Here is a 22941-nt window from a genome sequence, read left to right as displayed (position 1 = left end):
TTATTTCTTATTTTTAAACTGCAAAAGAAAAGGGTGGTTTGATGGCTAACCTTTACGTTTAGCCCTTGCCACTGATTTACTTGCCCAGGATCTCGGTCAACATACGCTCCACACCAACGGTCCAATCTGGCAGTACCAGATCAAAGGTGCGCTGGAATTTGCTGGTATCCAGGCGTGAGTTATGTGGGCGCTTGGCTGGTGTCGGGAAGGCGTTAGTTTGTACGGCATTTAGTTGCGTGACCGCCAGTTCAACACCTGCTTCCCTTGCTTTGGCAAACACTAGCTGGGCGTAATCAAACCAGGTGGTGGTGCCAGAGGCGATCAGATGATAGAGACCCGCCACCTCAGGCCTACTTTGCGCAGTACGGATCGCATGGGCCGTGCAGTCGGCCAGTAACTCCGCGCCGGTCGGCGCACCAAACTGGTCATTGATGACTGACATCTCGCTGCGTTCCTTGCCAATGCGCAGCATAGTCTTGGCGAAGTTGGCGCCACGGGCGGCATACACCCAGCTGGTACGGAAGATAAAATGGCGAGAGCAAAGCGCTGCCGCCTGTTCCCCAGCCAGCTTGGTTTCCCCATAGACGTTGAGCGGTGCAGTCTCATCGCTCTCGACCCAGGGGCGATCGCCACTGCCATCGAATACGTAATCGGTAGAGTAGTGGACTAGCCAGGCGCCCAGCGCTTCGGCTTCTTTGGCAATCGCAGCCACGCTGGTGGCGTTGAGCAGTTCGGCGAATTCTCGCTCGCTTTCCGCCTTGTCGACGGCGGTGTGGGCCGCTGCATTGACAATCACATTCGGCTTGAGCAGGCGTACCGTTTCAGCCACGCCAGCCGGGTTGCTGAAATCGCCGCAATAGTCGGTGGAATCGAAGTCGACTGCGGTGACGAGCCCAAGGGGCGCCAATGCCCGCTGCAACTCCCAGCCTACTTGGCCATTCTTGCCGAACAACAGGATATGCATCAGGCACGCTCTCCGTAGTTCTGCTTGATCCAGGATTGATAAGCCCCGCTCTTGACGTTGCCGACCCACTGCTGGTTTTCCAGATACCACAGTACGGTCTTGCGGATGCCGGATTCGAAGGTCTCTTGTGGCTGCCAATCCAGCTCGGCACTCATCTTGCTGGCATCGATGGCATAACGGCGATCGTGACCGGGGCGGTCGGTCACATAGGTGATTTGATCACGATAGGACCCGGCTTTCGGCACCATCTCATCGAGCAGATCGCAGATGGTGTGTACCACTTCCAGGTTCTGCTTCTCGTTGTGCCCACCGATGTTGTAGGTCTCGCCCATCACGCCAGTGGTGACCACGGTATAGAGTGCACGGGCATGGTCTTCCACATAGAGCCAGTCACGGATTTGATCGCCCTTGCCATAGACAGGCAGCGGCTTGCCATCCAGTGCGTTCAGGATCACCAGCGGGATCAGTTTCTCGGGGAAGTGATAGGGGCCGTAGTTGTTGGAGCAGTTGGTGACCACGGTCGGCAAACCGTAGGTACGACGCCAAGCGCGCACCAGATGGTCGCTGGAGGCCTTGGACGCAGAGTAGGGGCTACTGGGGGCGTAAGGTGTAGTTTCGGTAAAGAGCGGCAACGCCTCACCGGGAGCCACTTCATCGGGATGGGGCAGGTCGCCATACACCTCGTCGGTGGAGATATGGTGGAAGCGGAAGGCCGCTTTGCGTGTCTCGTCCAGGCCGTTCCAATATGCACGGGCGGCTTCCAGCAGCATATAGGTGCCGACGATATTGGTTTCGATGAAATCGGCAGGTCCGGTGATGGAGCGATCGACGTGGCTCTCTGCCGCCAGATGCATCACTGCATCGGGTTGGTGGGCGGCAAAGACGCGATCCAGCTCGGCGCGGTTGCAGATATCTACCTGCTCGAACGCATAACGAGCGTTGGCTGAAACCTCTGCCAAGGACTCCAGATTACCCGCATAGGTCAGCTTGTCGAGGTTGACCACTGAGTCGTGGGTATGCTGGATGATATGGCGAACCACGGCAGAACCAATAAAACCGGCACCACCAGTCACAAGGATTTTCATTTAAAGGTTCCTGATTTCAATATAATAACGAAATGAAAAGACAATATTTTGTATTTTACTACCGGGAGTACGAGAGTAACTTCGCTTCATTTTTACTTTACGTATAAAAAACGCGCAGTCATGGTGGCAATTGGTCATAATCTGGTGAAGGAATATATAGCAGGCTAAGTTTGCTTTCTCTTGCTACAAGAGAAACCAATATCGCTCAAAACAAGATTAAGACCGGCAAAAAGTTACGCTACCGCCCTTGAGTTACAGCTCCCAACATACTGCTTTTAACCTGATTGTGCGCGCTGTTGGTCATCATATCCTCCAGCTTCTTGTTTTACTTGATGTTTGACAATGGCGTCACATCACATTGCTCACTAGGTATTCCTGGTGCCTGCATTGCCCACATCTTGGGCAGTTAACCCGATTTTGGGCCAGATTCTATCTCGTTTGGCCTGTGAATGAACAGTCAAAACATCACAGGCTTCATATCCACGACGGACTCATTGATATCTTTGTAGCTATTGTTAACGCTCCACCAAAGAATCCTAATCCCAACAATGGGAGACATAGACTTACCTAGCCGTAACTATTATAGAAGAGAAAAGTCACTTGTTTTCAAATTCTTACAAACGATGTGAGTGGACATGACATCAGAACCAAGATTGTGTTGCCAGGCATGGCCTCCACGCTGTAAACCGCCTAAAGCATGAGGATTTCTCGGCCCCGGCCCGTGCGATAGGAACGGTCGCAACCCTTGGTACTGAAGTGCTGGGTGAGCCCAAGGTTGCCGATAGCTTTGGTTGAGGGGTCATGGATCTGCCTGGTCACGGAGTGAGGCGGAGCGATGATAATAAAGGCAGACACGATTCAGTCCCGATACAGGGGGGTTATGTAGGATCCTCGTTGACTCTCCCCCTTAGACACCCTCTAATTGACAGCCTGGACCCTTATCATCATGCATCTTATGAAAATCCTACTGGTCGAAGACGACAAGCTGCTCAATCATCACCTCACCACGCTGTTGACCGAGGCCCAGAATCAAGTCCACAGCACCGACAGTGCCCAGGTGGCGCTGCACTATGCGGCCGACTACCCCATCGATGTGGGCATCATCGATCTGGGTCTGCCGGACATGGACGGCCTGCAACTCATCAGCCGGCTGCGCGAACAGCAGATCCCCTTCCCCATCATAGTCCTGACGGCCCGGGGCAACTGGCAAGACAAGGTGGAGGGTCTGGAGGCCGGCGCCGACGACTATCTGGTCAAGCCGTTCCAGAAAGACGAGCTGCTGGCCCGCCTCAATGCCCTGGTTCGCCGCAGCGCCGGTTTCATCTCCCCCAGGGTGAAGGCGGGTGACTACGAGCTGGATCTCTCCCGCAAGGAGCTCACCGTCGCTGGCGAAGTCACTGTGCTCACCAGTTTCGAGTATCTGATCCTGGAATACCTGATGCGCAACGCCCGCCAGGTGGTTTCCAAGCAACAGCTGCTGGATCAACTCTATGGCGATGGCGAAGGGGATCCGAACACCATAGAGGTGATGGTGAGCCGACTGCGCAAGAAGCTGGATCCGGAAGGGGTCATATCACCCATCTCCACCATCCGCCGTCAGGGTTACATCTTCAACCTCTCCTGCAGCTGATGCCCCGTTTCATGCTGCACCCCATGCAACTGATCCGCCGCTCGCTGCACCTCAAGCTGATGCTGAGCGCCATGCTGGTCATCGCGCTCATCATGACCTTTTCCGTCTATATCCTCTATCTTGGCCACGCCGAGGAGCAGGCGCAAAAGGCCAGCATCCGCATGCAGGAGAATCTCTCCAAGCTCTTCTCCTCCAAGCAGCCCGATCCCCATGCCATCACGGATCTCGGCAACATTACCCCGGATGCCATCGACCCCAATCTCGACACCCTGATCTGCCGCTCCGACGGTGAGCTGAGCTGGTCCAGCCTACACATGCCTGAGGTGATCACCATGAAGGGGACCATCTGCCGGGATCTGATGAAATACCTTGGCGGCCTGGATCAGGACTATTTCTTCAAGCTGCACACCATCAAGAATGGTGAGAGCTACTTCATCTACAGCCTGCGCTTCCTGCGCAACCATGGCGACGGCCCCACCACCTACTACGTGGTCATGGTCGATTCCGCCAAGCGTTACCAGGCCCAGACCCGGGAGTATCTCTACCGCTGCATTCGTCAGGCGCTGCTCTCTTATTGCCTGCTCGGGGCCCTGCTGCTGCTCACCAGTTTCTGGAGTCTCTCCTCCCTGCGCACCATGGCGCGGCAGATTGACGAGATCCGCGCAGGCTCCCGAGAGTCGCTCTCCAACGACTACGAGCGGGAGCTGACGCCACTGACCGAGTCGGTCAACCAGCTGCTGGAGAATGAACGCCAGCAGACCCAGCGTTATCAGCACGCCCTGAACGATCTGGCCCACAGCCTGAAAACCCGGCTGGCGCTCATCCAGATCACCGCCCAGGAGCTCAAGCTCGGCCACGATATCCATGACAACATCAGTGAGCAGATCACCACCATGGATCAGATCATCCAGTACCAGCTGCGCCGGGCCGTCACCGGACGAAAACGCCTTGCCAGCAAGGGTACCGAGCCGGTGCCCCTCATAGAGAAGCTGCTGGCCAGCCTCACCAAGGTCTACCGCCACAAGAAGCTGCAGACCGGCTTCCAGTTTGATGACGACGTCTTCTTTCACGGTGAACAGGGCGACCTGATGGAGTTGATGGGCAACCTGCTCGACAACGCCTGCAAGTTCGCCATCAGCGAGATCCAGGTGCGGGTCAACCGCCAGGGCAGCGGCCTGCTCATCGTGGTGGAAGACGACGGCCCCGGCATAGACCCCGGCAAATCGCAGCAGATCTTCCAGCGCGGCGTGCGGGCAGACAGCTCCCCCGGCCAGGGGATAGGACTAGCGGTGGTGACCGAAATCGTGCACAGCTATGGCGGCAAGATCCGGGTGGACGAGTCACCACTCGGCGGCGCCAGGTTCCATATCACCCTCCCCTGATACTGCGATAAGGGCCCATGCCATGGGCCCTTCCTTACCTCTATCTCCATGCAGGCTCTGCCCTGTCTGGATCCAGCACCTTCTAGATCCTTCCATCATTCCCAGACCACTTTATGAGGGTTCACCGGCCCTGCCACATCCTCCTGGATACGGCGTCGCCTATGGTTCCCTCATAGGGGGAATGCCACGACATCAGGTGGACAGACATAAAAAAACCGGCCGCAAGGGCCGGTGAAACAGTTCAGGCTTGTCAGGTGACAATTCGCACCCAGCGGATGAAGACAGCTTCCAATTCCCTGTGAAACCCTGCCCTCTTGAGTACGTGATGTCACTCTACGCCAGGGTCACTGAATCGGGACTGAACCATTTGTGCATTCTTTATCCGCCTCAGAGGCGTATCCCGAGGGACTGGCGCAGATAGGCGCCCGCCCCCAGCAGGCCTGGGCCCTCATGGGTGATGAGGAACACCGGGATGTCCTTCAGATAAGGCTTGAAACGCCCCTTATCCTCGAAGGCGACCCGAAAGCCGGAGCCGATGAAGAACTCCTGGAAGCGGGGCACTATGCCACCGGCGATGTAGACGCCGCCGAAGGTGCCCATATTGAGGGCCAGGTTGCCGGCAAAGCGGCCCATGAGCACGCAGAACAGGCTCAGGGTGCGGCGGCAATCGAGGCAGTCACCCGCCAGCGCCCGCTCTGTGATATCTTTGGGGGCAAAGGGCTCGGGCTCGCGGCCGTCGGATTTGACCAGGCCGCGATAGAGGTTGACCAGCCCCGGGCCCGACAGGAAACGCTCGGCAGACACATGGCCCAGCTCGCCACGCATCACCTGCAGCACAGCATCTTCCTCTTCCGTGTTGGCGGCGAAATCCACGTGACCGCCCTCCCCCGGCAGACTGAGCCACTGCTCGCCCGCCTGCACCAGGTGCGCCACCCCAAGGCCGGTACCTGCGCCATAGATGGCGATGGGCTTGCCGGCCACCGGGGCGGCGCCGCCGAGCTGGATGCGGTCACTCTCACCGAGCACGGGCACCGCCATGGAGACGGCGGTGAAATCGTTGATCACCTGCAGGCGATCCAGGCCCAGGTTGCTCTGCATCTCGCGGATGGAGAACTCCCAGCTGTGGTTGGTCATGGCGACCCAGTCGCCGTTGATGGGACAGGCGATGGCGATGCAGGCCTCGCCCACCTTGACGCCATGCTCCTCCAGATAGAGGCGCACCACGGCCTCGAGGCTCGGGTGGGCCAGCCCGGAATAGGTCTTTGCCTGGGAAATGGCGCCGGTCGCCAACTCGCAGAGGGCCAGCCGGGCATTGGTACCGCCTACGTCGCCCACCAGCGCATGGGTATGCTGCATAACAAACTCCTTCGTTACCGACTCGGGGCGGCCCTTACCGTCCCGACATTGTTATTTGGTTGCAATACTACCCGAGCCCCTTCCCTTGCGGCGCGTCGGATGAATGCAACTGTGCGCCCGCTCACAGTGTTGTTGCTTTGCAACATTTGTAAGCGTTTTCAAGGGTCGGATGGAAGTTTGTAACCAAAAGCACGAAATAATTAGACATGAGTCATACTTTGTGGGGACGAGATTAGTTCCGATAAGCGCTTGTCTTGTATAGTCATCAAGTAGATTGGAAACCTGCTTGAGCTGTGAATTTAGTGCACAGACACTGAAGTTAAATTACAAAAATGCCTGGTGGTAATGATGAATACCCTCGATAAAATTACGAACAATTTGGAAAGTTTCAGTAAATCAGAGCGTAAGGTGGCTGAAGTGATCCTGGCGTCGCCCCAGACCGCCATTCACTCCAGCATTGCCACCCTCGCCAAGCTGGCCGATGTCAGCGAACCGACCGTCAATCGCTTCTGCCGTCGTCTCGATACCAAGGGCTTCCCCGACTTCAAGCTGCACCTGGCCCAGAGCCTGGCCAACGGCACCCCTTATGTGAACCGCCACGTGGAAGCGGAAGACGGGCCCGACACCTATACCGCCAAGATCTTCGAATCCACCATGGCCTGTCTCGATGCCGCCAAGAACAGCCTGGACATCTCCGCCATCAACCGCTGCGTCGATATCCTGACCCAGTCCAAGAAGATCAGCTTCTTCGGCCTGGGCGCCTCTTCCGCCGTGGCCCGCGATGCCCAGAACAAATTCTTCCGCTTCAACATTCCCGTGGTGAGCTTCGACGACATCGTCATGATGCGCATGAGCTGCATCAACAGCAGCGAAGGGGATGTGGTGGTGCTGATCTCCCACACCGGCCGCACCAAGGCGCTGGTGGAAATCGCGGCCCTGGCCCGTGAAAACGATGCCACCGTCATCGGCATGACCGCCAAGGATTCCCCCCTGGCCCGGGAGTGCAACCTGGTGCTCTCCATGGACGTGCCGGAAGACACCGACGTCTATATGCCGATGGCGTCGCGCATCGCCCAGCTGGCCCTGGTGGACGTGCTGGCAACCGGCTTTACCCTGCGCCGTGGCATGAAATTTCGCGAAAACCTGAAGAAAGTCAAAGAAGGTTTGCGCGAATCCCGCTTTGATACCCCGCATAATTCCTGAATCATTCGGGGGTCCGCCCCCGACTGTCTATGCCACCGGGCTTGGTGTAGTATCGTAATTTAATAACACAAGGCCACCCAGATGGCCTGCAAGCAGGCGCCATGCCACATGCTTGACGGGGCAGTATTTCAAGTCATATCAACTTCACATTGGAGTCTTTCATGCCAAGACGTACAAAGATTGTAACCACACTCGGTCCGGCGACCGATCGCGACGGCATCCTCGAGGGGATCATCCGCGCCGGTGCCGACATGGTGCGGATGAACTTCTCTCACGGCACTCCTGAAGATCATATCCTGCGCGCCAACCAGGTGCGTGAAATCGCCGCCAAGCTGGGCCGTCATGTGGCCATCATGGGGGACCTGCAAGGCCCCAAGATCCGCGTTTCCACCTTCAAGGATGGCAAGATCTACCTCGCCATCGGTGACAAGTTCATTCTCGATGCCGCCCTCGGCAAGGGTGAAGGCTGCCAGGAGCAGGTCGGCATCGACTACAAGAGTCTGCCAAACGACGTGGTGGCCGGCGACATCCTGCTGCTGGACGATGGCCGCGTGCAACTGAAAGTCGAGCAGGTCGAAGGCACCCGCATTCACACCACAGTCACAGTTGCCGGGCCTCTCTCAAACAACAAGGGCATCAACAAGAAAGGGGGCGGTCTCTCCGCACCGGCCCTGACCGAGAAGGACAAGGAAGACATCAAGACCGCCGCCCGCATGAACGTGGATTACCTGGCCGTCTCCTTCCCCCGCAGCGGCGATGATCTGCGCTACGCCCGCGAACTGGCCCGCGAAGCCGGATCCAACGCCAAGATAGTGGCCAAGGTCGAGCGTGCCGAAACCGTCGCCAGCGACGAGGCGATGGAAGACATCATTCTCGGCTCCGATGCCGTCATGGTGGCCCGTGGCGATCTCGGCGTCGAGATCGGCGACCCAGAGCTGGTGGGCGTGCAGAAGAAGCTCATTCGTCACTCCCGTCGCCTGAACCGCGTGGTCATCACAGCGACCCAGATGATGGAGTCCATGATCAACGCCCCGCTGCCGACCCGCGCCGAGGTAATGGACGTGGCCAACGCCGTGCTGGATGGCACAGATGCTGTGATGCTCTCCGCCGAGACCGCCGCCGGCCAGTTCCCCATAGAGACGGTCACCTCCATGGCCAGCGTCTGCGTGGGCGCCGAGAAGCACCCTAGCCTGAACGTCTCCAACCACCGCATGAGCTACACCTTCACCTCGGTGGAAGAGGCCGTGGCCATGTCCACCATGTATGCCGCCAACCACCTGGAAGGGGTCAAGGCGATAGTGGCACTGACCGAGTCCGGCACCACACCGCTGCTGATGTCCCGCATCAGCTCCGGCCTGCCGATCTTCGCCATGTCCCCCCACAACAAGACCCTGGCCTGGACCAACCTCTACCGCGGTGTCACCCCTGTGCTGTTCGACGGCGACGAGAGCAAGCCGGTCTACGAGGTGTGCCGCGAGGCGCTGGACGTGCTCAAGGCCAAGGGCCTGGTCCAGAGCGGCGACATGGTGCTGCTGACCCACGGCGACAAGATGGAAACCGTGGGCAGTACCAACACCTGCAAGGTGATGATGGTCGAGTAATCCCTCGCTTGGACATCGACAAGAACGGCTCCCGCGGGAGCCGTTTTTTATGGCGCCAGACCAGGTTCAGCCACGAAATAGCTCCACCTTGTCCCCATCCTGCAGGCTGCCGGCGCCGCGTACCACCACCCTGTCCCCCTGCTTGAGGGCCCCGCTCACCGCCACCTGCCGGTTGTCCCCGAACAGCACAGTCACCGGCACCCGGTTCACGGTCAGCACCTCGCCGCTCTGCTCCACCTGATAGACCACGCTCCCGTCGGTGCCGAGCACCAGGGCATCCCGCGGCAGCAACATGGTCTGCTGCTCCCCGAGCGGCAGCGCCACCCGCACCGGCGAGCCAATGATGAAGCGGCCCGGCTCTGGCCTGAGGCGCAGCTCGATGAGGCGCGACTTGGGATCCGCGCTCGCCGCACGCTGGTAATAGACGGCGTGGCCGCTGAGCTGCTCCCCCTCTACCCGCAGTCGGGTTTGCGGCGCCAGCTGCTGGGCCCAGAGAATGGGGGCCTGCAGGCGGATATCCGGCTGATCCGGGTTGACCAGCTCCAGCGCCTGTTCGCCCGCATCCACATGCTCGCCGGGCTGGATGAAGTGGTTGTTCACCACGCCATCGAAGGGGGCGAAGATGTGGGTCCTTTGCAACTGCGCCTCGATCTGGCGCACCTGTACCCGGGCCAGCTGGTCGGCCAGCTCGGCCTGCTCCACCTCATAGCGCGCCTTGTCGTACTGGCTCTGGGAGGCACTCTTCTGCTGGTGCAGCCGCTCGAGCCGCTGGAACTCGGCGCGGGCATAGCGCAGCTTGCTCGCCTCCCTCCCCTGCACGGCCCGGGACTGCTCGAGGGATAGATGCAGGGTGGCGGCGTCCAGGCGCAGCAGCTCGTCCCCCGCCTTCACCCGGCTGCCGAACTCGGCAATCCACTCCACCCGACCACTCACCTCGGCGCTGAGCGCCGCCTGCTGGCGGCTCGCGACAGTGCCGCTGACCCAGATGCTGGCCCCCGCCTCCCCCTGGGTCACGGCCGCCAGGGTCACCACCTTTGCCCCGGCAGGCCCTGCTGCCAGCAGGGCCAGGGTCATCATCATCCTTGTGAACATCTGCATCATCGATAGGCTCCTTCTCAGGCCCGCTGCCGGATGGCGTGGGGCGCGTCGACCCGCTCACCCAGCCGCAGGAAGGCGGGTAACAGGATCAGGGTAAACAGGGTGCTGCAACTCATGCCGCCAACGATGACGGTGGCGAGCCCGCGGTAGATTTCGCTGCCCTCGCTCGGGCTCAGCATCAGCGGCAGCATGCCGAAGATGCTGGTGAGGCTGGTCATGGCAATGGGCCTCATCCGGCTTTGCAGGGCATCGGCCACCGCCGACTGGCGGCTCATCCCTTCCCGCTCGGCCATGCGGGTCTGGTGCACCAGCAGGATGGCGTTGTTGACCACCAGCCCCAGCAGGATCACGAAGCCGATGATGGTGAGCAGGTCCATCGGCAGCGGCACCAGCAGGCCACTCAGGTGCAACGCCAGCACGCCGCCCACTGTGGCGAGCGGCAGGGTCAGCAGCACCAGCACGGCATCCTTGAGGGAGGCGAAGACCCCCCACAGCAAGATGAGCAGTATCATCACGGCGAACAGGAAGATGCCGCCGAGGTTGTCCAGGGCCTGCTGCAGGCTGTCGGCGTTGCCGGCAACCCGCAGCTCGCCCCCGACTGGCAGCAGCGGCCGGATGGCGGCGAAGCTCTTGGTCTGCAGGGTCTCCAGCACCTGCTCCATGCTCATCCCCTCAGGCGGGGTGATCTGCAGGCTGATGCTGCGCCGCCCGTCGGCCCGGAAGATACTCTCAGGCCCGAGGCCAGGCTCCACCCGCAGCAACTCGCCGAGGGGGACTATGCGCCCGGACGGGGTGGCGAGCGGCACCGCCTTCAGCTCGTCCGGGTTGGCGGAGGCCTGGCCCATCAGCAGGATGTCGAGCCGCTCCTCCCCGTCGAAATACTCGCCGACCCGCAGGCCATCGCCGAAGGTCTGGATGATGGCGGGCAAGGGGCTGCGATCCCAACCCACCTCGGCCAGACGCCTGTCTTGGGGCACCAGCCGCAATTCGGGGGCGGTGAAGTCGAGCCCGGGCTCAGGCCTTATCTGGGCCCCCGGCAAGTCGTGCTGCACCATGGCCATGCTCTCTCTGGCCGCCTGATAGAGCGCCGGCAGCTCGCCCCCCTGGATCAGCAACGAGATGCCGTTCTCGCTGTCGAAGCCGCCAAACAAGGAGCCCTGGCCGCCGAAGACCCGGGTATCGGGTATGCCCACCAGCAGCTGTTTCATCAGGAGCTGCTCCAGCGCCTTGATCCGGGTCTCGTCCCTGGGGCGCACCCCGATCTGGGCGCCGCCCGGGTAGCGCAATATGTAGTAGTTCTTGAGGGCCGGCTCCTGCTCCCCCTTCATGTAGGGATCGAGGCGGGCGATCAGGGTATCTATCACCTCCTCCCGCTGGGCCTTGAGGTTGACCCCGGGGGTGAAGCTCATCCACACATCGATGGCATCCCGCTTCACGTCCGGCAGGTAGTTCATCTTGGGCAGCAGCAGCCAGCTGGCCAGCACGGGCCCGCTCATCATCAGGACGATGAGGGTCCAGCGCCGGGGGGCAGTGCCGGTCCAGCGGATAACATGGCGGGTAGTGCGCCGCCAGAGCCCGTCATAGGGATCGACCAGCCGCTCGCGCCCCATCCAGCGCGCCGCCACGGCAGGCAGCACTGTGACCGCCACCACCATGGAGACGGTGACGGCACAGGCGATGGTGAGCGCCAGATCCGCAAACAGCTGCCCCTCCACATCGTTGAGCAAGAGCACCGGCAGGAAGATGGCGACAGTGGTGAGGGTGGAGGCCACCAGGGCGGTCCACACCCGGCTGGTGCCTTCCAACGCCGCCTCGGCCTTGCTCAGATCCCCCCGCTCATGGCGCCGGTAGATGCTCTCCAGCACCACTATGGCGGCATCCAGCACCATGCCGACGGCGAAGGCGATCCCCGCCAGGGAGATGATGTTCAACGTCCTGCCCATCACCTTGAGCAGGCAGAAGGTGAGCATGATGCTTATGGGGATGGCGACAGCTATCATCAGGGTCGCCTTGAGCTGGCGCAGGAAGACCCAGAGGATGGCGCAGGAGAGCAGCACCCCCAGCCCCAGGTTGGCGGTCACCATGCCCACCGCCCGGTTGATGTAGAGGGAGGCGTCGAACGACTGCTCCATGTGCAGACCGACCGGCTCCAGCACCTCGCGGTTGAGCTCCTCCACCCTGAGCTTGATCCCCTCCAGCGCCGCCAGGGCATTGGCCCCGCTCTCCTTGAAGATCTGCGCCGCTATGGCGGTGTTGCCGTTCTGGATGCGCAGCACAGGGTTCTCCTCCCGGGCCAGCCGCACCTCGGCCACATCCCGCAGGTAGATGGGCAGACCATCGCGCCAGTCCACCACCTTGTCCCCCAGCGTCTCGACATCGTAGCGACCGGCGAAGCGCAGCTTGTACTCCCAGCGGCCTATATCGAGGGTGCCGGCCGACACGTCCCAGCCAGTGGTTGCCCGGCTGGCGAGCACGGGTATCTCCACCCCCAGTTCGGCGGCACGATAGGGGTCGAAGCGGATCTGGATTTGACGCTCGTTGATCCCCTCCACCTCCACGGTCGACACCCCGGGGATGCGCTCAAGCTCAGGCTTGACCCTCGCCTCGATCAGCGCCTGATGATCGTCGATCGCCCCCTTGGCACCCGGCAATTGCTGGATGAAGAAGAAGGTGAGGGTGTCGTTGCTGCTGTAGTTGTTGACGTAGGGGCCGCCGATCTTGTCCGGCAGGCCGGAGACCCGGTTCAGGCGCGAGATGACGTCGAGCTGGGCCCGCTGCATGTCGGTGCCGAGGGCAAACTCCATGTCGATTTCGGTAAAGCCGGGATAGCTGTTGCTGGTGAGGTTTTTCAGCCCCTGTACCCCCTGCATCTCCTGCTCTATGGGGTCGGTGATTTCCGACTCCATCTCCTGGGGCGAGGCCGAGCGCCAGTCCACCGAGATGTTGAGGTGAGGACGATCGATGTCGGGAAACAGCTGGACAGGCAGTCCCCGGATGCTGAGCAGGCCCAGCAAAAAAATAAGCACGACCGAGACCGCCACCCAGATGGGGCGTTCGATCGCCGTTTTGGCGAGGTTCATTCACTCTTCCTGAGTTGTTGTTATCGGCCATTCCGCTGGCCTTGCTTCCTGCCCCAAGGGTGGGGGCCATTGCATTTAACTGGAATTAATCGAGGTTGTAAATGCCTGGTTAACAAACAAAAAAACCGGCCACATGGGCCGGTTGTCGGTTCACTCTCGGGGTCAGGCGGCGTGCACAACCGGGTTCGGTTGAGACAACCCTTCCAGCTCGCCGGGGGCGAAGTTGTCCACCTGGATCGCCTCGTAGCGCAGGGCATCGGCGGCCAGCAGCTTGTCCGCCTCCTCCTTGCCGAGGATGGACTGGGACAGGGCCGCGGCCACCAGCTCCGGCAGGGCCATCTTGCGGGGCAACTTGCCCTCTTTCTGGGCCTGCACCAGCTTCTTCTCGATGGGTTGCACCGCCACCATGGCCTGGAAGGCGCGCTCCATCAGACCGACCGGATCAGCGTCATCCTTGCCCACGTAGCAGAGCGCGGTCAGACGGTCGCGGAACTCGCCCGGGGTCATCATGGCCAGACAGATGGCGTGGCAACGCTCGTCTGCCGGCATCTTGTAGCCCACGCCGAACGGGAAGACCACGCGTTTGAGCACGGCCCCCACCACCTTGTTCGGGAAGTTCTGGAAGAAGCCCTCGAACGCCTTGCCGATGAGATAGAGGTTGCGCTCCACCGCGTACTGCACGAACGGCAGATCCGAGACCATGCGGCCCTGATCCTCGTAGTGCTTGAGGGTGGCGGAGGCCAGGTAGAGGTGGCTCAGCACGTCGCCAAGACGGGCGGAGATCATCTCCTTGCGCTTGAGATCGCCACCCAGCATCAGCATGGAGACGTCGGCGCACAGGGCCAGCCCTTTACTCATGCGAGAGAGCTGCTTGTAGTAGCGGGCGGTTTCGCCAGCCACAGGGGCATTGTTGAACTGACCCAGGGTCAGCCCCTGGAACAGGGCGCCGAAGAAGTTGCCGGCGCCGAACGCCACGTGCTTCATCAGCAGGGCATCGAACTTCTCGAGGCCGCGCTCCACGTCGGTGTCGGCGGCGGCTTCCAGCTCGGCAAACACATAAGGATGGCAACGGGTGGCCCCCTGCCCGAAGATCATCAGGTTGCGGGTCAGTATGTTGGCCCCTTCCACCGTGATGGCGACCGGAATGCCCATATAGGCGTAGCCGGTGTAGTTTTTCGGGCCGAGCTGAATGGCGCGACCGGCGTGGATGTCCATGGAGTCATCCATGATCTGGCGCGCCATTTCGGTCATGTGGTACTTGGAAATTGCGGTGACAATGGCAGGCGCCTGACCCAAGTCCAGCGAACCTGCGGTCATGCGACGGGCCCCTTCCAGCTGATAGGTGAGGCCGCCGATGCGGGCCAGCGCTTCCTGCACCCCTTCAAACTTGCCGATGGACATGCCGAACTGCTTGCGCACGTAGGAGTAGGCCCCCACGGTACGGCTCGCCATGTGACCGCAGGCGGTGCCGAGGGCAGGCAGCGAGATGCCGCGACCGGCGGAGAGGCATTCGACCAGCATGCGCCAGCCACGGCCAGCGTAATCCGGGCCGCCGATGATCCAGTCGAGCGGAATGAACACATCCTTGCCGAAGGTCGGGCCGTTCAGGAACGCCAGCCCCATGGGGTAGTGGCGATCACCAACCCGCACGCCCGGGTGGCTGGTGGGGATGAGGGCGCAGGTGATGCCGAGCTCTTCCTTGTCACCCAGCAGTTTCTCCGGGTCATAGAGCTTGAACGCCAGCCCCAGCACGGTGGCGCGGGGCGCCAGGGTGATATAGCGCTTGTTCCAGTTCAGGCGAATGCCCAGCACCTCTTCACCCTTGTACATGCCCTTGCAGACGATCCCCTTGTCCGGGATGGCGCCCGCGTCCGAGCCCGCTTCCGGCCCGGTCAGGGCGAAGCAGGGCACTTCCTTGCCGTTGGCCAGCCCCGGCAGCCAGAAGTCCTTCTGGGCCTGGGTACCGTAGTGCATCAGCAGCTCGCCCGGGCCAAGGGAGTTCGGCACCATGACGGTGACCGCCACGCTCAGGCTCTTGGTGGCAATGCGGGTGACTATGGTGGAGTTGGCAATCGCAGAGAATTCGCGGCCGCCGTAGGATTTCGGGATGATCAGGGAGAAGAAGCCTTCCTTCTTCAGATAGTCCCAGACCGGCTCTGGCAGGTCTTTGGTTTCGTTGACGATCTTGAAGTCGTCCACCATGGCGAGCAGGGTCTCGACCTGATTGTCGATGAAGGCCTGCTCCTCGGCGCTCAGTTCGGCCTTGCCGTAACCGTGCAGTTTCTTCCAGTCCGGGTTGCCGCGAAACAGCTCGCCATCCCACCAGACGGAGCCGGCTTCCATGGCCTCCCGCTCGGTGGCCGACAAGGGCGGCAGTATCTTCTTGAAGATGCCGAACACAGGACGGGTTACCACCTTTTTACGGATGGCGGGCACGCCGAGCACCACGGCTATCGCCAGCACCAGCAGGACAAGCAATGTGATCATACCGAAGTTCCTTCTATTTCACTGTTTCCGTTGATTATTGTTAGGTGTTACACGGCCAGGGAGAGCCTGGTCGACTCCACGGGCGCCCCGACACCGGACGCCAGATAAGGAATAACGTTGCGCACCAGCCCTTCCACATCGAGCTGCTGGCCAAAATCGGCCTGGGCGATGTCACGCAGGGCATCGGCGGAAGCCATGGTGAACACCACTGTGCCCAGGGTGAAGTGCAGGCGCCAGAAGAGATCCGCCGGCGACAGGGCCGGGTTGGCCTTGGAAATCGCCTGGGTGATCCCGTGCAGGGTCGCCCCGTAGTGGGTGGTGATGAAGCGACGCAGGTGGCCCTGGCTGTCGATGTAGCCGCGCCCCAGCAACTGCATGAAGAGCGCAGGGCCGTTGGCCCGCACCGCCACCAGCTTCATCAGGGGGTCGACGAAACTTTCGAACACCTGCAGCAGGGTCAGCTGCTCCTGCGCCATCAAGGTCTGCAGACGAGCATCCAGCTCAGGCATGAAGATACTCAGGTAGCGATCGAGCACCGCCTGGATCAGCTCCTTTTTGGAGCCGAAGTGATAGTTGACCGAGGCCAGGTTCACATCGGCCTCGCTGGTGATCAGACGCAACGAGGTATCGGCGAATCCCCGCTCGGCAAACAGCACCTCGGCGGCATCGAGAATACGGTTTTTGGTATCGATTTTACTCACTGGACACCTCACTTAAACGAATGTTTAAAAAGTACGTTTCACGCCCAGTCATGTCAAGAGAATGTGAACGGGTGTTGGCGAAATGTTTTCAACCAAAAAAAGCGGGAACAAGATGGGAACTTAGCGGCCAGGCAGGACTCTATATCTATGCCACTGCAATTAAACATTAAGTCTCGCCCAACTTGCGCCATGCTAGTTGGGCATTTTTTTATCCGGATGGCGGCAAAAATTGCGGGCGAAAAAAAACCGTCGCAGGGGCGACGGTGGGGAAAAGTGAGTCGAATCATCCAGTTTCGACTCATCGATGAGAGTTCAGGCTTGCATCGATGGGGCTATGCTCGCAGACAAAGATGGTCAGACTTTGTCAGTCCTGGCGTAATTTGTGACAAAGTATGGCAGGCCGCCGCATGGCCCGACTCCGCCAATCTTGCTATGCTGGCGCCTCATGCCAGAGGGGAGAAAAGATGAAGTACCAGGTCGATACCCACACGCACACCGTCGCCAGCACCCACGCCTACAGCACCATCCACGATTACCTGCCCATTGCCAAGGCCAAGGGGATCAAGCTCTTTGCCACCACGGATCACGGTCCCGACATGGCCGATGCGCCCCACTTCTGGCATTTCGTCAATCTGCACGTCCTGCCACGGGTGGTGGACGGGGTCGGCATACTGCGCGGCATCGAGGCCAACATCAAGAACATAGACGGCGAAATAGACTTCCCCGAACGCTACGAGTCGCGCCTCGACATGATCATGGCCGGCTTTCATGAGCCCGTGTTCCCCCCCTGCGATCAGGCGACCCATACCCAGGCCATGATCAACGCCATCCGAAGCGGCCGGGTCGACATGATAAGCCACCCCGGCAACCCCGCTTTCCCCATCGACATCCAGGCCGTGGTCAGGGCTGCCGCCGAATACAGGGTGGCGCTGGAGATCAATAACTCCTCCTTCAGTCACTCCCGTCCGGGCAGTGAAGGCAACTGCCGCGCCATCGTCGAGGCGGCGAGGGATCTGGGTGCTTACCTCACCTTCGGCTCAGACTCCCACGTGGCCTTCAGCCTGGGGAATTTTGACCACTGCCACCGGCTGGTGACAGAGGCTGGCTTCCCCGAGGAGCGGATCCTGGCGCGCTCCCCCCGTGCCCTGCTCGCGTTTCTCGAGAGCCGTGGCCGCGCCCATATCCCGGAATTCGTCGATCTCTGAGGTGTACCCGTAACTCCATGAGCAGGCTCATAAAAGCAGTCCTGGCTCATTGACTTGCCAGCACATTTTCGGGAATCTAGGGACAAGCCGGTGTAGCTCAGTTGGTAGAGCAGCGCATTCGTAATGCGTTGGTCGGGGGTTCGACTCCTCTTACCGGCACCATATAAAACAAATGGTTAGCTTCATGACGAAGCTAACCATTTGTGCTTTTTGGCTCACAGGGCCACCACTGGGGCCACCGGGGATGCGGTGCTAGATTTGTTTGCGGTGTTACCTGGGCATTATTACAGCGGTCGCTATCCCGCCCGCTTCATCCTCAGCCGCAACCGCAACCGCCTAGCCTCATACCCTCGCACCAGAGGCAATACCCGTTCCAGCTCCCGCAGTGTCAGCCAGACGGCCCCACCCTTGGCGATTGTTACCCGGTCACCGGAATCGGTCAGATCGAGCCAGGGCGTGGCAGGCTCCACCCCGGCCAATGGCAGATACATATCCAGGAATACGGGCAGGGTTATATCCGGGGCCGCCAGTAGATGAAGCTCACGGGCGTCTACACAGGCTGCGCCGTTGGCCCTCTCCGGCCTCTCCACGGCCAGCACACCACCAACTAGCCGGGTAGGCTCCGGGGCAATCCTGGGGGCGCTGTGGGGTTCAGGCTGCCAACTCGCCCCCAGGTGAGCCAGGAACGACGATTCAACAAGGGAGGCGCGGGTAGCAGCAGCCAGGGAAGCAGGACGACCAGCCACCAGGGCAGGCGATACAGGGAACGGGACAGCAGCGGCGAACATAGGCAATGCTCCTTGGAAAAAGGGGCACTAGGCCCCGACAACTTGCTATCTTTTCACGTAGAAGCGCAATAAACGGCGGCAAACCTTCTGCATAACGGCCCCCGCAATCGGTTAAGCTGAAATGCTTGGCAACTCATAGACGACACAATTTCCCAGCTCGCCAAGATTCGCTCAAGCGACGGGGATGCTAGCAATATGGGGGGCGTTCCGTGATGGTGACACCGGAGCAAGCTGGTGAGCTCTTGCAAGCTATCCACACCGCCAGCAGGAAGCAGCGAACCTCTGACCCCTTACACCCCATGCAGATGCGCTATTTGGGGGCTCAAGGCGTCTTGGCGTACCCCCAGAATATGAGCCTGCTCACCCACTTGCCGAGCGTTATCGGTTAACTTTGGCGTTATGTCTGAAGCATCGAAATGGAGGTTGATGTGAGATCTGCACTGGTACTGATAGGAGATGGGTGATGCGCTTCAGTTACGCCACAACGCTTGCCTATGAGAAGTACGGCATGATCGTGCTGTTATGGATTCCTATTTTGTCCTGTGCGATTGCCGATAGTTTCAATCCTTTTTTTCACAGTTCAGAAATCCTGTATTACGCAATCAACATAGGTGCATTTCTGTTCGGTTATTCGGCAGCGTTGGTGTTAAACGGGAATCTAGTGGAATGGATGAGGGAGCGCACTATTTGGAGCTCAGAGTGGGAGAGTGAGTACGGCGAATGCCAGCCCTTCATAGAAAAACCTACTAAAGAAAAGGTTACTGTAGTCATCGCCGTCTTAAAGCTAGTCGGCATAAAAATTGGAAAAGCACTCAAGGTGATCTTGCGTTATGTAACCACCGTGGTCGTACTTACCTTCTCAATAGTTTTCAGATTGGTGATCAGCTGTATACCGCTTGCCCTTGCGATAATAGGTTTAGGAGTTTTAGGACTGATTATTCATTGGCTAGGTTGGATAGGTGGCTAACCGCTCAAACGACGGAGGAATGAAAGGTGCTCCGTGGATAACGTCCCCGCCCACAGTCCGAACAGATTGCCTATGGACGGCCTACGGTTCGGATGTTCCCCACCTCGCAACGATCCCCTCTCTCGAATGACCATTGAAACTCAAAAGATTCCCATTGACGCTGTTATCTGAAATGGCTTGTTACGCTTACCAGCGATGCCAGTCGGCCCAGCTTGATGGTGTCCTTGTTCAGTGCGACTACCTGCTTGCGAGTTATCGGCACTTCCTTATCGCCGCCGCCACGAAAGGCTGCTCTTGTTCGAGTTTGGCCTTCTTGGCTGCCAGTTCTGCACGCTCTCGGGCTGCCCTAACGTTGCTCTGCTGGCTGCTTAACCAGCGGGTCAGCCAACGTTCGTTCCACAGCTTTGTTTGACCCAGTACCGCGTGTGGAGGCGGGAGCTTTCCATCTGCCAGCCAGCGACGAAGAGTCGGACGGGATACCCCGCACCGCTCGGCGAGCTGCTCGGCATTCAGCATACCTTTCATCGAAAACCCTTATCGTTTCAGTATATGAAATATATAATGATAAATTGATGCGGAAAACGCAACAACATGAGCACCTTTTGACCGTAAATAATTCAGTTCTGAGCGGGTAGATTCTGGGGCACAAGTCAGGCGGGATAAGGCGCGGTGCGGGGTTCTGGGCGGAAAACATCAAAAAAATGGGCTGAATGTTAACTTTTGTCTACATCTGGAGGGGGCCGCCCTGTGGGATTGAGTTCGCCCCCTCTTCGGAATAGCTCCTATGCGGCGTTCCCTTCGCATGCCGCCGCTTTCGCCGTGCTGCGCTGGTCATCTCCATTGAATGCAATCACTTTGCCGCCATCCTGGCGCAAGCGGCTCATTACGCGCTCGCCCAGGTAGAATTTCAGCTCCTCAAAGGGCAGGTTCGACAGAAAGACGGTCGGCTTCACGTTGCGGTGCCGTCCATCCAGCACCTCAAACATGAGTTGCATCTCGTTTTCGCTGCCTGCTTGCACCCCCATTTCATCAATGACCAGCAGATCCAGGCTGGTGAGATAGTCGAGCACCTGCCCCTCGGACTTCTCGGACTTACGATCCCAGGTGGCACGGATCTGGCGGAACATGCCAGACGCTGTGGTATAGCCAGCGGTCGGGCGGTTGTACTTCTCGCCCTCCAGGGCCAGGGCGGTCGCCATGGTGGCCGATGCAATCAGACTCTTACCGGTTCCGGGCTTGCCCAGCATCACCAGGGACGGCGCCGGGGTGCCCTCCTTGATGGCCTTGATGATGGTCTGCCCTTGGTCAATGGCCTTTTGCTGCTCAGGGGAACGGGCCACCAGCCCGCCCAGAGTCCAGCCCAGCTCCCGCTCGGAGATTCCGGCATGTTGGCAACGGGTCAGCCAGTTGCGCCCAGCACGTTGGCGCTGCACCTCATCGCGGTGATCACGATCCAGCTTGCTGGCGTTCTGGCGGGCCGCATCTGCGCAGGCTTCGCAGCAATCCACCTCCTCGACCATGCCCCTGGTGTTCTGGTCACGGTAGCGGAAGCGGCCCATCAGGGGGTCTATCCTCTGGATGCGGGTCAGGTACGGGCCATGGGTCTGACAGACCACCTCACGGGGATGGCTACCCTCTGCCACCAGCACTGTTACGCTGCAGCTCTCAGGCTTGATACCCTCACCGGATTCCAGGGCCTTGATCTGCTCGTTGGTCATGAAAACAAGTTTGCTCATTACAGCTCTCCAGATTGGTATTCAGTGTTTGCGTAGTTGGTTTGCGTCGGCAGCTTCTTGGCCGGGGCGCTGGTGGCGGTGGAGTAATTCCCCTCCATCACCTTGATCATGTTCTTGGGCTCCAGCAGCCAATCCAGGCCACATCCCTTCCAGCCTTGCAGGAATGCACTGGCGTTCACTTTGTAGAAGAAAGCAGCCCAGGCTTCCAGGGTGTTCAGCTCCAGCTCCTTGTCAGCCCACCGGCGCTTGATGGCGTTCTGCCGGGTCGTGGTCATCTTCATTACCTTGGGCAGGTTGCCGCGTTTCTCGTTGAACAGGTCGATGATGGCTTGGCAGGGGATTGCGTTCTTCTTCTGCCCGGCGCCCTGGCCCTTGTCGCTGTCCATATCAAGCAGACTAATTTGCTGATCGCCCGCGCCATCGCCAGATGGCAAATAGCTCTTTTCCTGGTAGAGGGGTTCAGGTATCAGGGTTCTGGAATCAGGATTCAGGAAGAGGGAATCAGCAGGAGCGGTTCCGTTCTCCTCGCGATTACTCTCGATTACTCCAGATTTATCGCGATTAATCGTGGGGGCTTGCGAATCAACAAGTTGCAAGGCCCCATCCCAGGCCGGAATATCGCTGCCTTTCTCCCTCTCGTTTTTGTGCGGGTTCTGGTGCTTGATGAAGTTGCAGACGGCAAGGCACTCCCGCCCCCCTGTCGTGTACCTCCTCACCACCCCCGCCGATACCAGTTCAGCGGTCAGGGCTTCCACATCGCACAAGTCATAGGGGAGCAGTTGGGCCTTGAGACGCTTCGGACGCCACTCCAGATCCCCCTTGTAATCGGCCTCCGTCCACAAGCCGATGAACAGCAGGCGGGCCAAGGGGGAGCACTCCCCCAACTCCTCATTGGCAAAGAAGGCAGGCTTGATGTTGCGGGCTCGACTCATGCGCCCCCCTTCTCGCTGGTGGCGATCAGGGCGCGAACCTTGGGGGCGTCAAACCCCATGCCCTCAAACACCATTTGGGCAGCCCCGGCAATCACCTTCTCCTGCTTTACCAGGTCGCGCTTGGCCTTCTTGCGGGCTGCCAGACGACGCCCGGCATCGCTGCCATCTGCCACGCTGGCCCGCTCCTGCTTGGTGTGTTCATCCATCATTACCTTGAGGCTGGGCAGGGTGGCGATATAGAGCGCCATCTGGTTAAAGGCGCCGATGTAGCGTTCAACCAGCGTGGCGGCCTGCTTGCCTCCCAGGCGACCGGCCAGCATAACCAGCCCGTCCTTTGTTACCTGGTAAGCCCGTTGCATCTTGCCGTTGGCACCCCGGTAGGAGTAGCCCTCAAAATTGAGGGCCTTAGACTCGTTTGAGGCCTCTAGCTTATCTATGGCTCTCAGCACGTTGTCATGCCGCTTGCCGAATACCTCGGCGATCTTGAGGCTGGTGGTAGTGGCCTTGCCGTGCGGGCCAGCGGTGATCTGGTCAATTTCAGGAAAAGCGGCGGCTTCCGGGTGGATACGGTCTTTGTTCATTTGGGGCTCACTTTATTGTTGAGTGCTTCCCGGTTGGTGGCCCTGGTGGTGGCCCTTTTGTCGGTCGGCGTTGTTCTTGTTGCTCAGCTCATGGCCAAGCCTTTGATCTTGCTGACTGGTGGCTTATCAGGCCCCGGTCAGTCGT

At 59.8% G+C, this 22941-nt stretch carries 18 protein-coding genes and 1 tRNA gene; 7 read left to right on the top strand and 12 right to left on the bottom strand.

Annotated elements, in window-relative coordinates:
- Positions 1 to 76: 76 nt before the first annotated feature.
- Both rfbD and rfbB read right to left on the bottom strand, forming a co-directional pair.
- Positions 77 to 964, bottom strand: coding sequence for a dTDP-4-dehydrorhamnose reductase (rfbD, locus tag Aeroheme_RS07265; RefSeq protein WP_368168898.1), 888 nt, complete (start codon positions 962 to 964; stop codon positions 77 to 79).
- Positions 964 to 2049, bottom strand: coding sequence for a dTDP-glucose 4,6-dehydratase (gene rfbB, locus Aeroheme_RS07260; RefSeq protein ID WP_368168899.1), 1086 nt, complete (start codon positions 2047 to 2049; stop codon positions 964 to 966). The genes rfbD and rfbB overlap by 1 nt, the downstream gene beginning before the upstream one ends.
- A gap of 955 nt (positions 2050 to 3004) precedes the next feature.
- Between rfbB and Aeroheme_RS07255 the strand changes: the two genes are divergently transcribed.
- Both Aeroheme_RS07255 and Aeroheme_RS07250 read left to right on the top strand, forming a co-directional pair.
- Complete coding sequence (locus Aeroheme_RS07255; protein ID WP_042649691.1) at positions 3005 to 3679, top strand: response regulator; 675 nt, start codon at positions 3005 to 3007, stop codon at positions 3677 to 3679.
- Complete coding sequence (locus Aeroheme_RS07250) at positions 3679 to 5061, top strand: ATP-binding protein (protein ID WP_043131382.1); 1383 nt, start codon at positions 3679 to 3681, stop codon at positions 5059 to 5061. The genes Aeroheme_RS07255 and Aeroheme_RS07250 overlap by 1 nt, the downstream gene beginning before the upstream one ends.
- A gap of 387 nt (positions 5062 to 5448) precedes the next feature.
- On the opposite strand, the gene glk is transcribed toward Aeroheme_RS07250, so the two are convergent.
- The gene (gene glk / locus Aeroheme_RS07245) at positions 5449 to 6417 is read right to left on the bottom strand and encodes a glucokinase (protein WP_139744460.1); all 969 of its coding nucleotides are present in this window, start codon (positions 6415 to 6417) and stop codon (positions 5449 to 5451) included.
- Positions 6418 to 6762: 345 nt separating this feature from the next.
- Here glk and Aeroheme_RS07240 point away from each other — a divergent pair, with 345 nt between their 5' ends.
- Together Aeroheme_RS07240 and pyk are read left to right on the top strand one after the other, a co-directional pair.
- Positions 6763 to 7620, top strand: coding sequence for a MurR/RpiR family transcriptional regulator (locus Aeroheme_RS07240; protein ID WP_041204309.1), 858 nt, complete (start codon positions 6763 to 6765; stop codon positions 7618 to 7620).
- Positions 7621 to 7781: 161 nt separating this feature from the next.
- Positions 7782 to 9221, top strand: coding sequence for a pyruvate kinase (pyk, locus tag Aeroheme_RS07235; RefSeq protein WP_106886329.1), 1440 nt, complete (start codon positions 7782 to 7784; stop codon positions 9219 to 9221).
- A 66-nt stretch (positions 9222 to 9287) separates the two neighbouring features.
- Here pyk and Aeroheme_RS07230 read toward each other — a convergent pair whose 3' ends face one another.
- The 4 genes from Aeroheme_RS07230 to Aeroheme_RS07215 all read right to left on the bottom strand — a co-directional run bounded on the left by Aeroheme_RS07230 (position 9288) and on the right by Aeroheme_RS07215 (position 16587).
- Positions 9288 to 10322, bottom strand: coding sequence for an efflux RND transporter periplasmic adaptor subunit (locus tag Aeroheme_RS07230; protein ID WP_411166995.1), 1035 nt, complete (start codon positions 10320 to 10322; stop codon positions 9288 to 9290).
- Between the two features lie 14 nt (positions 10323 to 10336).
- Positions 10337 to 13399 carry an efflux RND transporter permease subunit gene (locus Aeroheme_RS07225; RefSeq protein WP_411166994.1) on the bottom strand — a complete coding sequence of 1021 codons (3063 nt, stop codon included), beginning with the start codon at positions 13397 to 13399 and terminating at the stop codon, positions 10337 to 10339.
- Positions 13400 to 13561: 162 nt separating this feature from the next.
- Complete coding sequence (locus Aeroheme_RS07220) at positions 13562 to 15886, bottom strand: acyl-CoA dehydrogenase (protein WP_411166993.1); 2325 nt, start codon at positions 15884 to 15886, stop codon at positions 13562 to 13564.
- A 47-nt stretch (positions 15887 to 15933) separates the two neighbouring features.
- Positions 15934 to 16587 (bottom strand): TetR/AcrR family transcriptional regulator, encoded by a 654-nt coding sequence (locus Aeroheme_RS07215; RefSeq protein WP_106886326.1) that lies wholly within the window; start codon positions 16585 to 16587, stop codon positions 15934 to 15936.
- Positions 16588 to 17051: 464 nt separating this feature from the next.
- Here Aeroheme_RS07215 and Aeroheme_RS07210 point away from each other — a divergent pair, with 464 nt between their 5' ends.
- Positions 17052 to 17792: a phosphatase gene (locus Aeroheme_RS07210; protein ID WP_103244577.1), complete on the top strand. Its 741-nt coding sequence runs from the start codon at positions 17052 to 17054 to the stop codon at positions 17790 to 17792.
- Positions 17793 to 17878: 86 nt separating this feature from the next.
- Positions 17879 to 17954: transfer RNA gene (locus Aeroheme_RS07205), tRNA-Thr, on the top strand.
- Between the two features lie 134 nt (positions 17955 to 18088).
- Here Aeroheme_RS07205 and Aeroheme_RS07200 read toward each other — a convergent pair.
- Positions 18089 to 18580 (bottom strand): hypothetical protein, encoded by a 492-nt coding sequence (locus tag Aeroheme_RS07200; protein WP_411166992.1) that lies wholly within the window; start codon positions 18578 to 18580, stop codon positions 18089 to 18091.
- 463 nt (positions 18581 to 19043) lie between these two features.
- On the opposite strand from Aeroheme_RS07200, the gene Aeroheme_RS07195 reads away from it, so the two are divergent.
- Positions 19044 to 19547 (top strand): hypothetical protein, encoded by a 504-nt coding sequence (locus Aeroheme_RS07195; RefSeq protein ID WP_411166991.1) that lies wholly within the window; start codon positions 19044 to 19046, stop codon positions 19545 to 19547.
- A 252-nt stretch (positions 19548 to 19799) separates the two neighbouring features.
- On the opposite strand, the gene Aeroheme_RS07190 is transcribed toward Aeroheme_RS07195, so the two are convergent.
- The 4 genes from Aeroheme_RS07190 to Aeroheme_RS07175 form a co-directional block, all read right to left on the bottom strand.
- The gene (locus Aeroheme_RS07190; protein WP_411166990.1) at positions 19800 to 20072 is read right to left on the bottom strand and encodes a helix-turn-helix transcriptional regulator; all 273 of its coding nucleotides are present in this window, start codon (positions 20070 to 20072) and stop codon (positions 19800 to 19802) included.
- Positions 20073 to 20329: 257 nt separating this feature from the next.
- Positions 20330 to 21283 (bottom strand): ATP-binding protein, encoded by a 954-nt coding sequence (locus tag Aeroheme_RS07185; RefSeq protein WP_411166989.1) that lies wholly within the window; start codon positions 21281 to 21283, stop codon positions 20330 to 20332.
- Positions 21283 to 22215 carry a hypothetical protein gene (locus tag Aeroheme_RS07180; protein ID WP_411166988.1) on the bottom strand — a complete coding sequence of 311 codons (933 nt, stop codon included), beginning with the start codon at positions 22213 to 22215 and terminating at the stop codon, positions 21283 to 21285. Before Aeroheme_RS07180 ends, Aeroheme_RS07185 begins: the two co-directional genes overlap by 1 nt.
- Positions 22212 to 22796 (bottom strand): Rha family transcriptional regulator, encoded by a 585-nt coding sequence (locus tag Aeroheme_RS07175; protein ID WP_411166987.1) that lies wholly within the window; start codon positions 22794 to 22796, stop codon positions 22212 to 22214. The genes Aeroheme_RS07180 and Aeroheme_RS07175 overlap by 4 nt, the downstream gene beginning before the upstream one ends.
- Positions 22797 to 22941 lie beyond the last annotated feature (145 nt).

The sequence above is a fragment of the Aeromonas sp. DSM 116730 genome (assembly GCF_046581335.1).
GTDB classification, from domain to species: Bacteria; Pseudomonadota; Gammaproteobacteria; order Enterobacterales; family Aeromonadaceae; genus Aeromonas; species Aeromonas rivipollensis.
The sequence above is the reverse complement of the archived record's forward strand: the minus strand, read 5'-3'. Positions and strand labels throughout refer to the sequence as shown.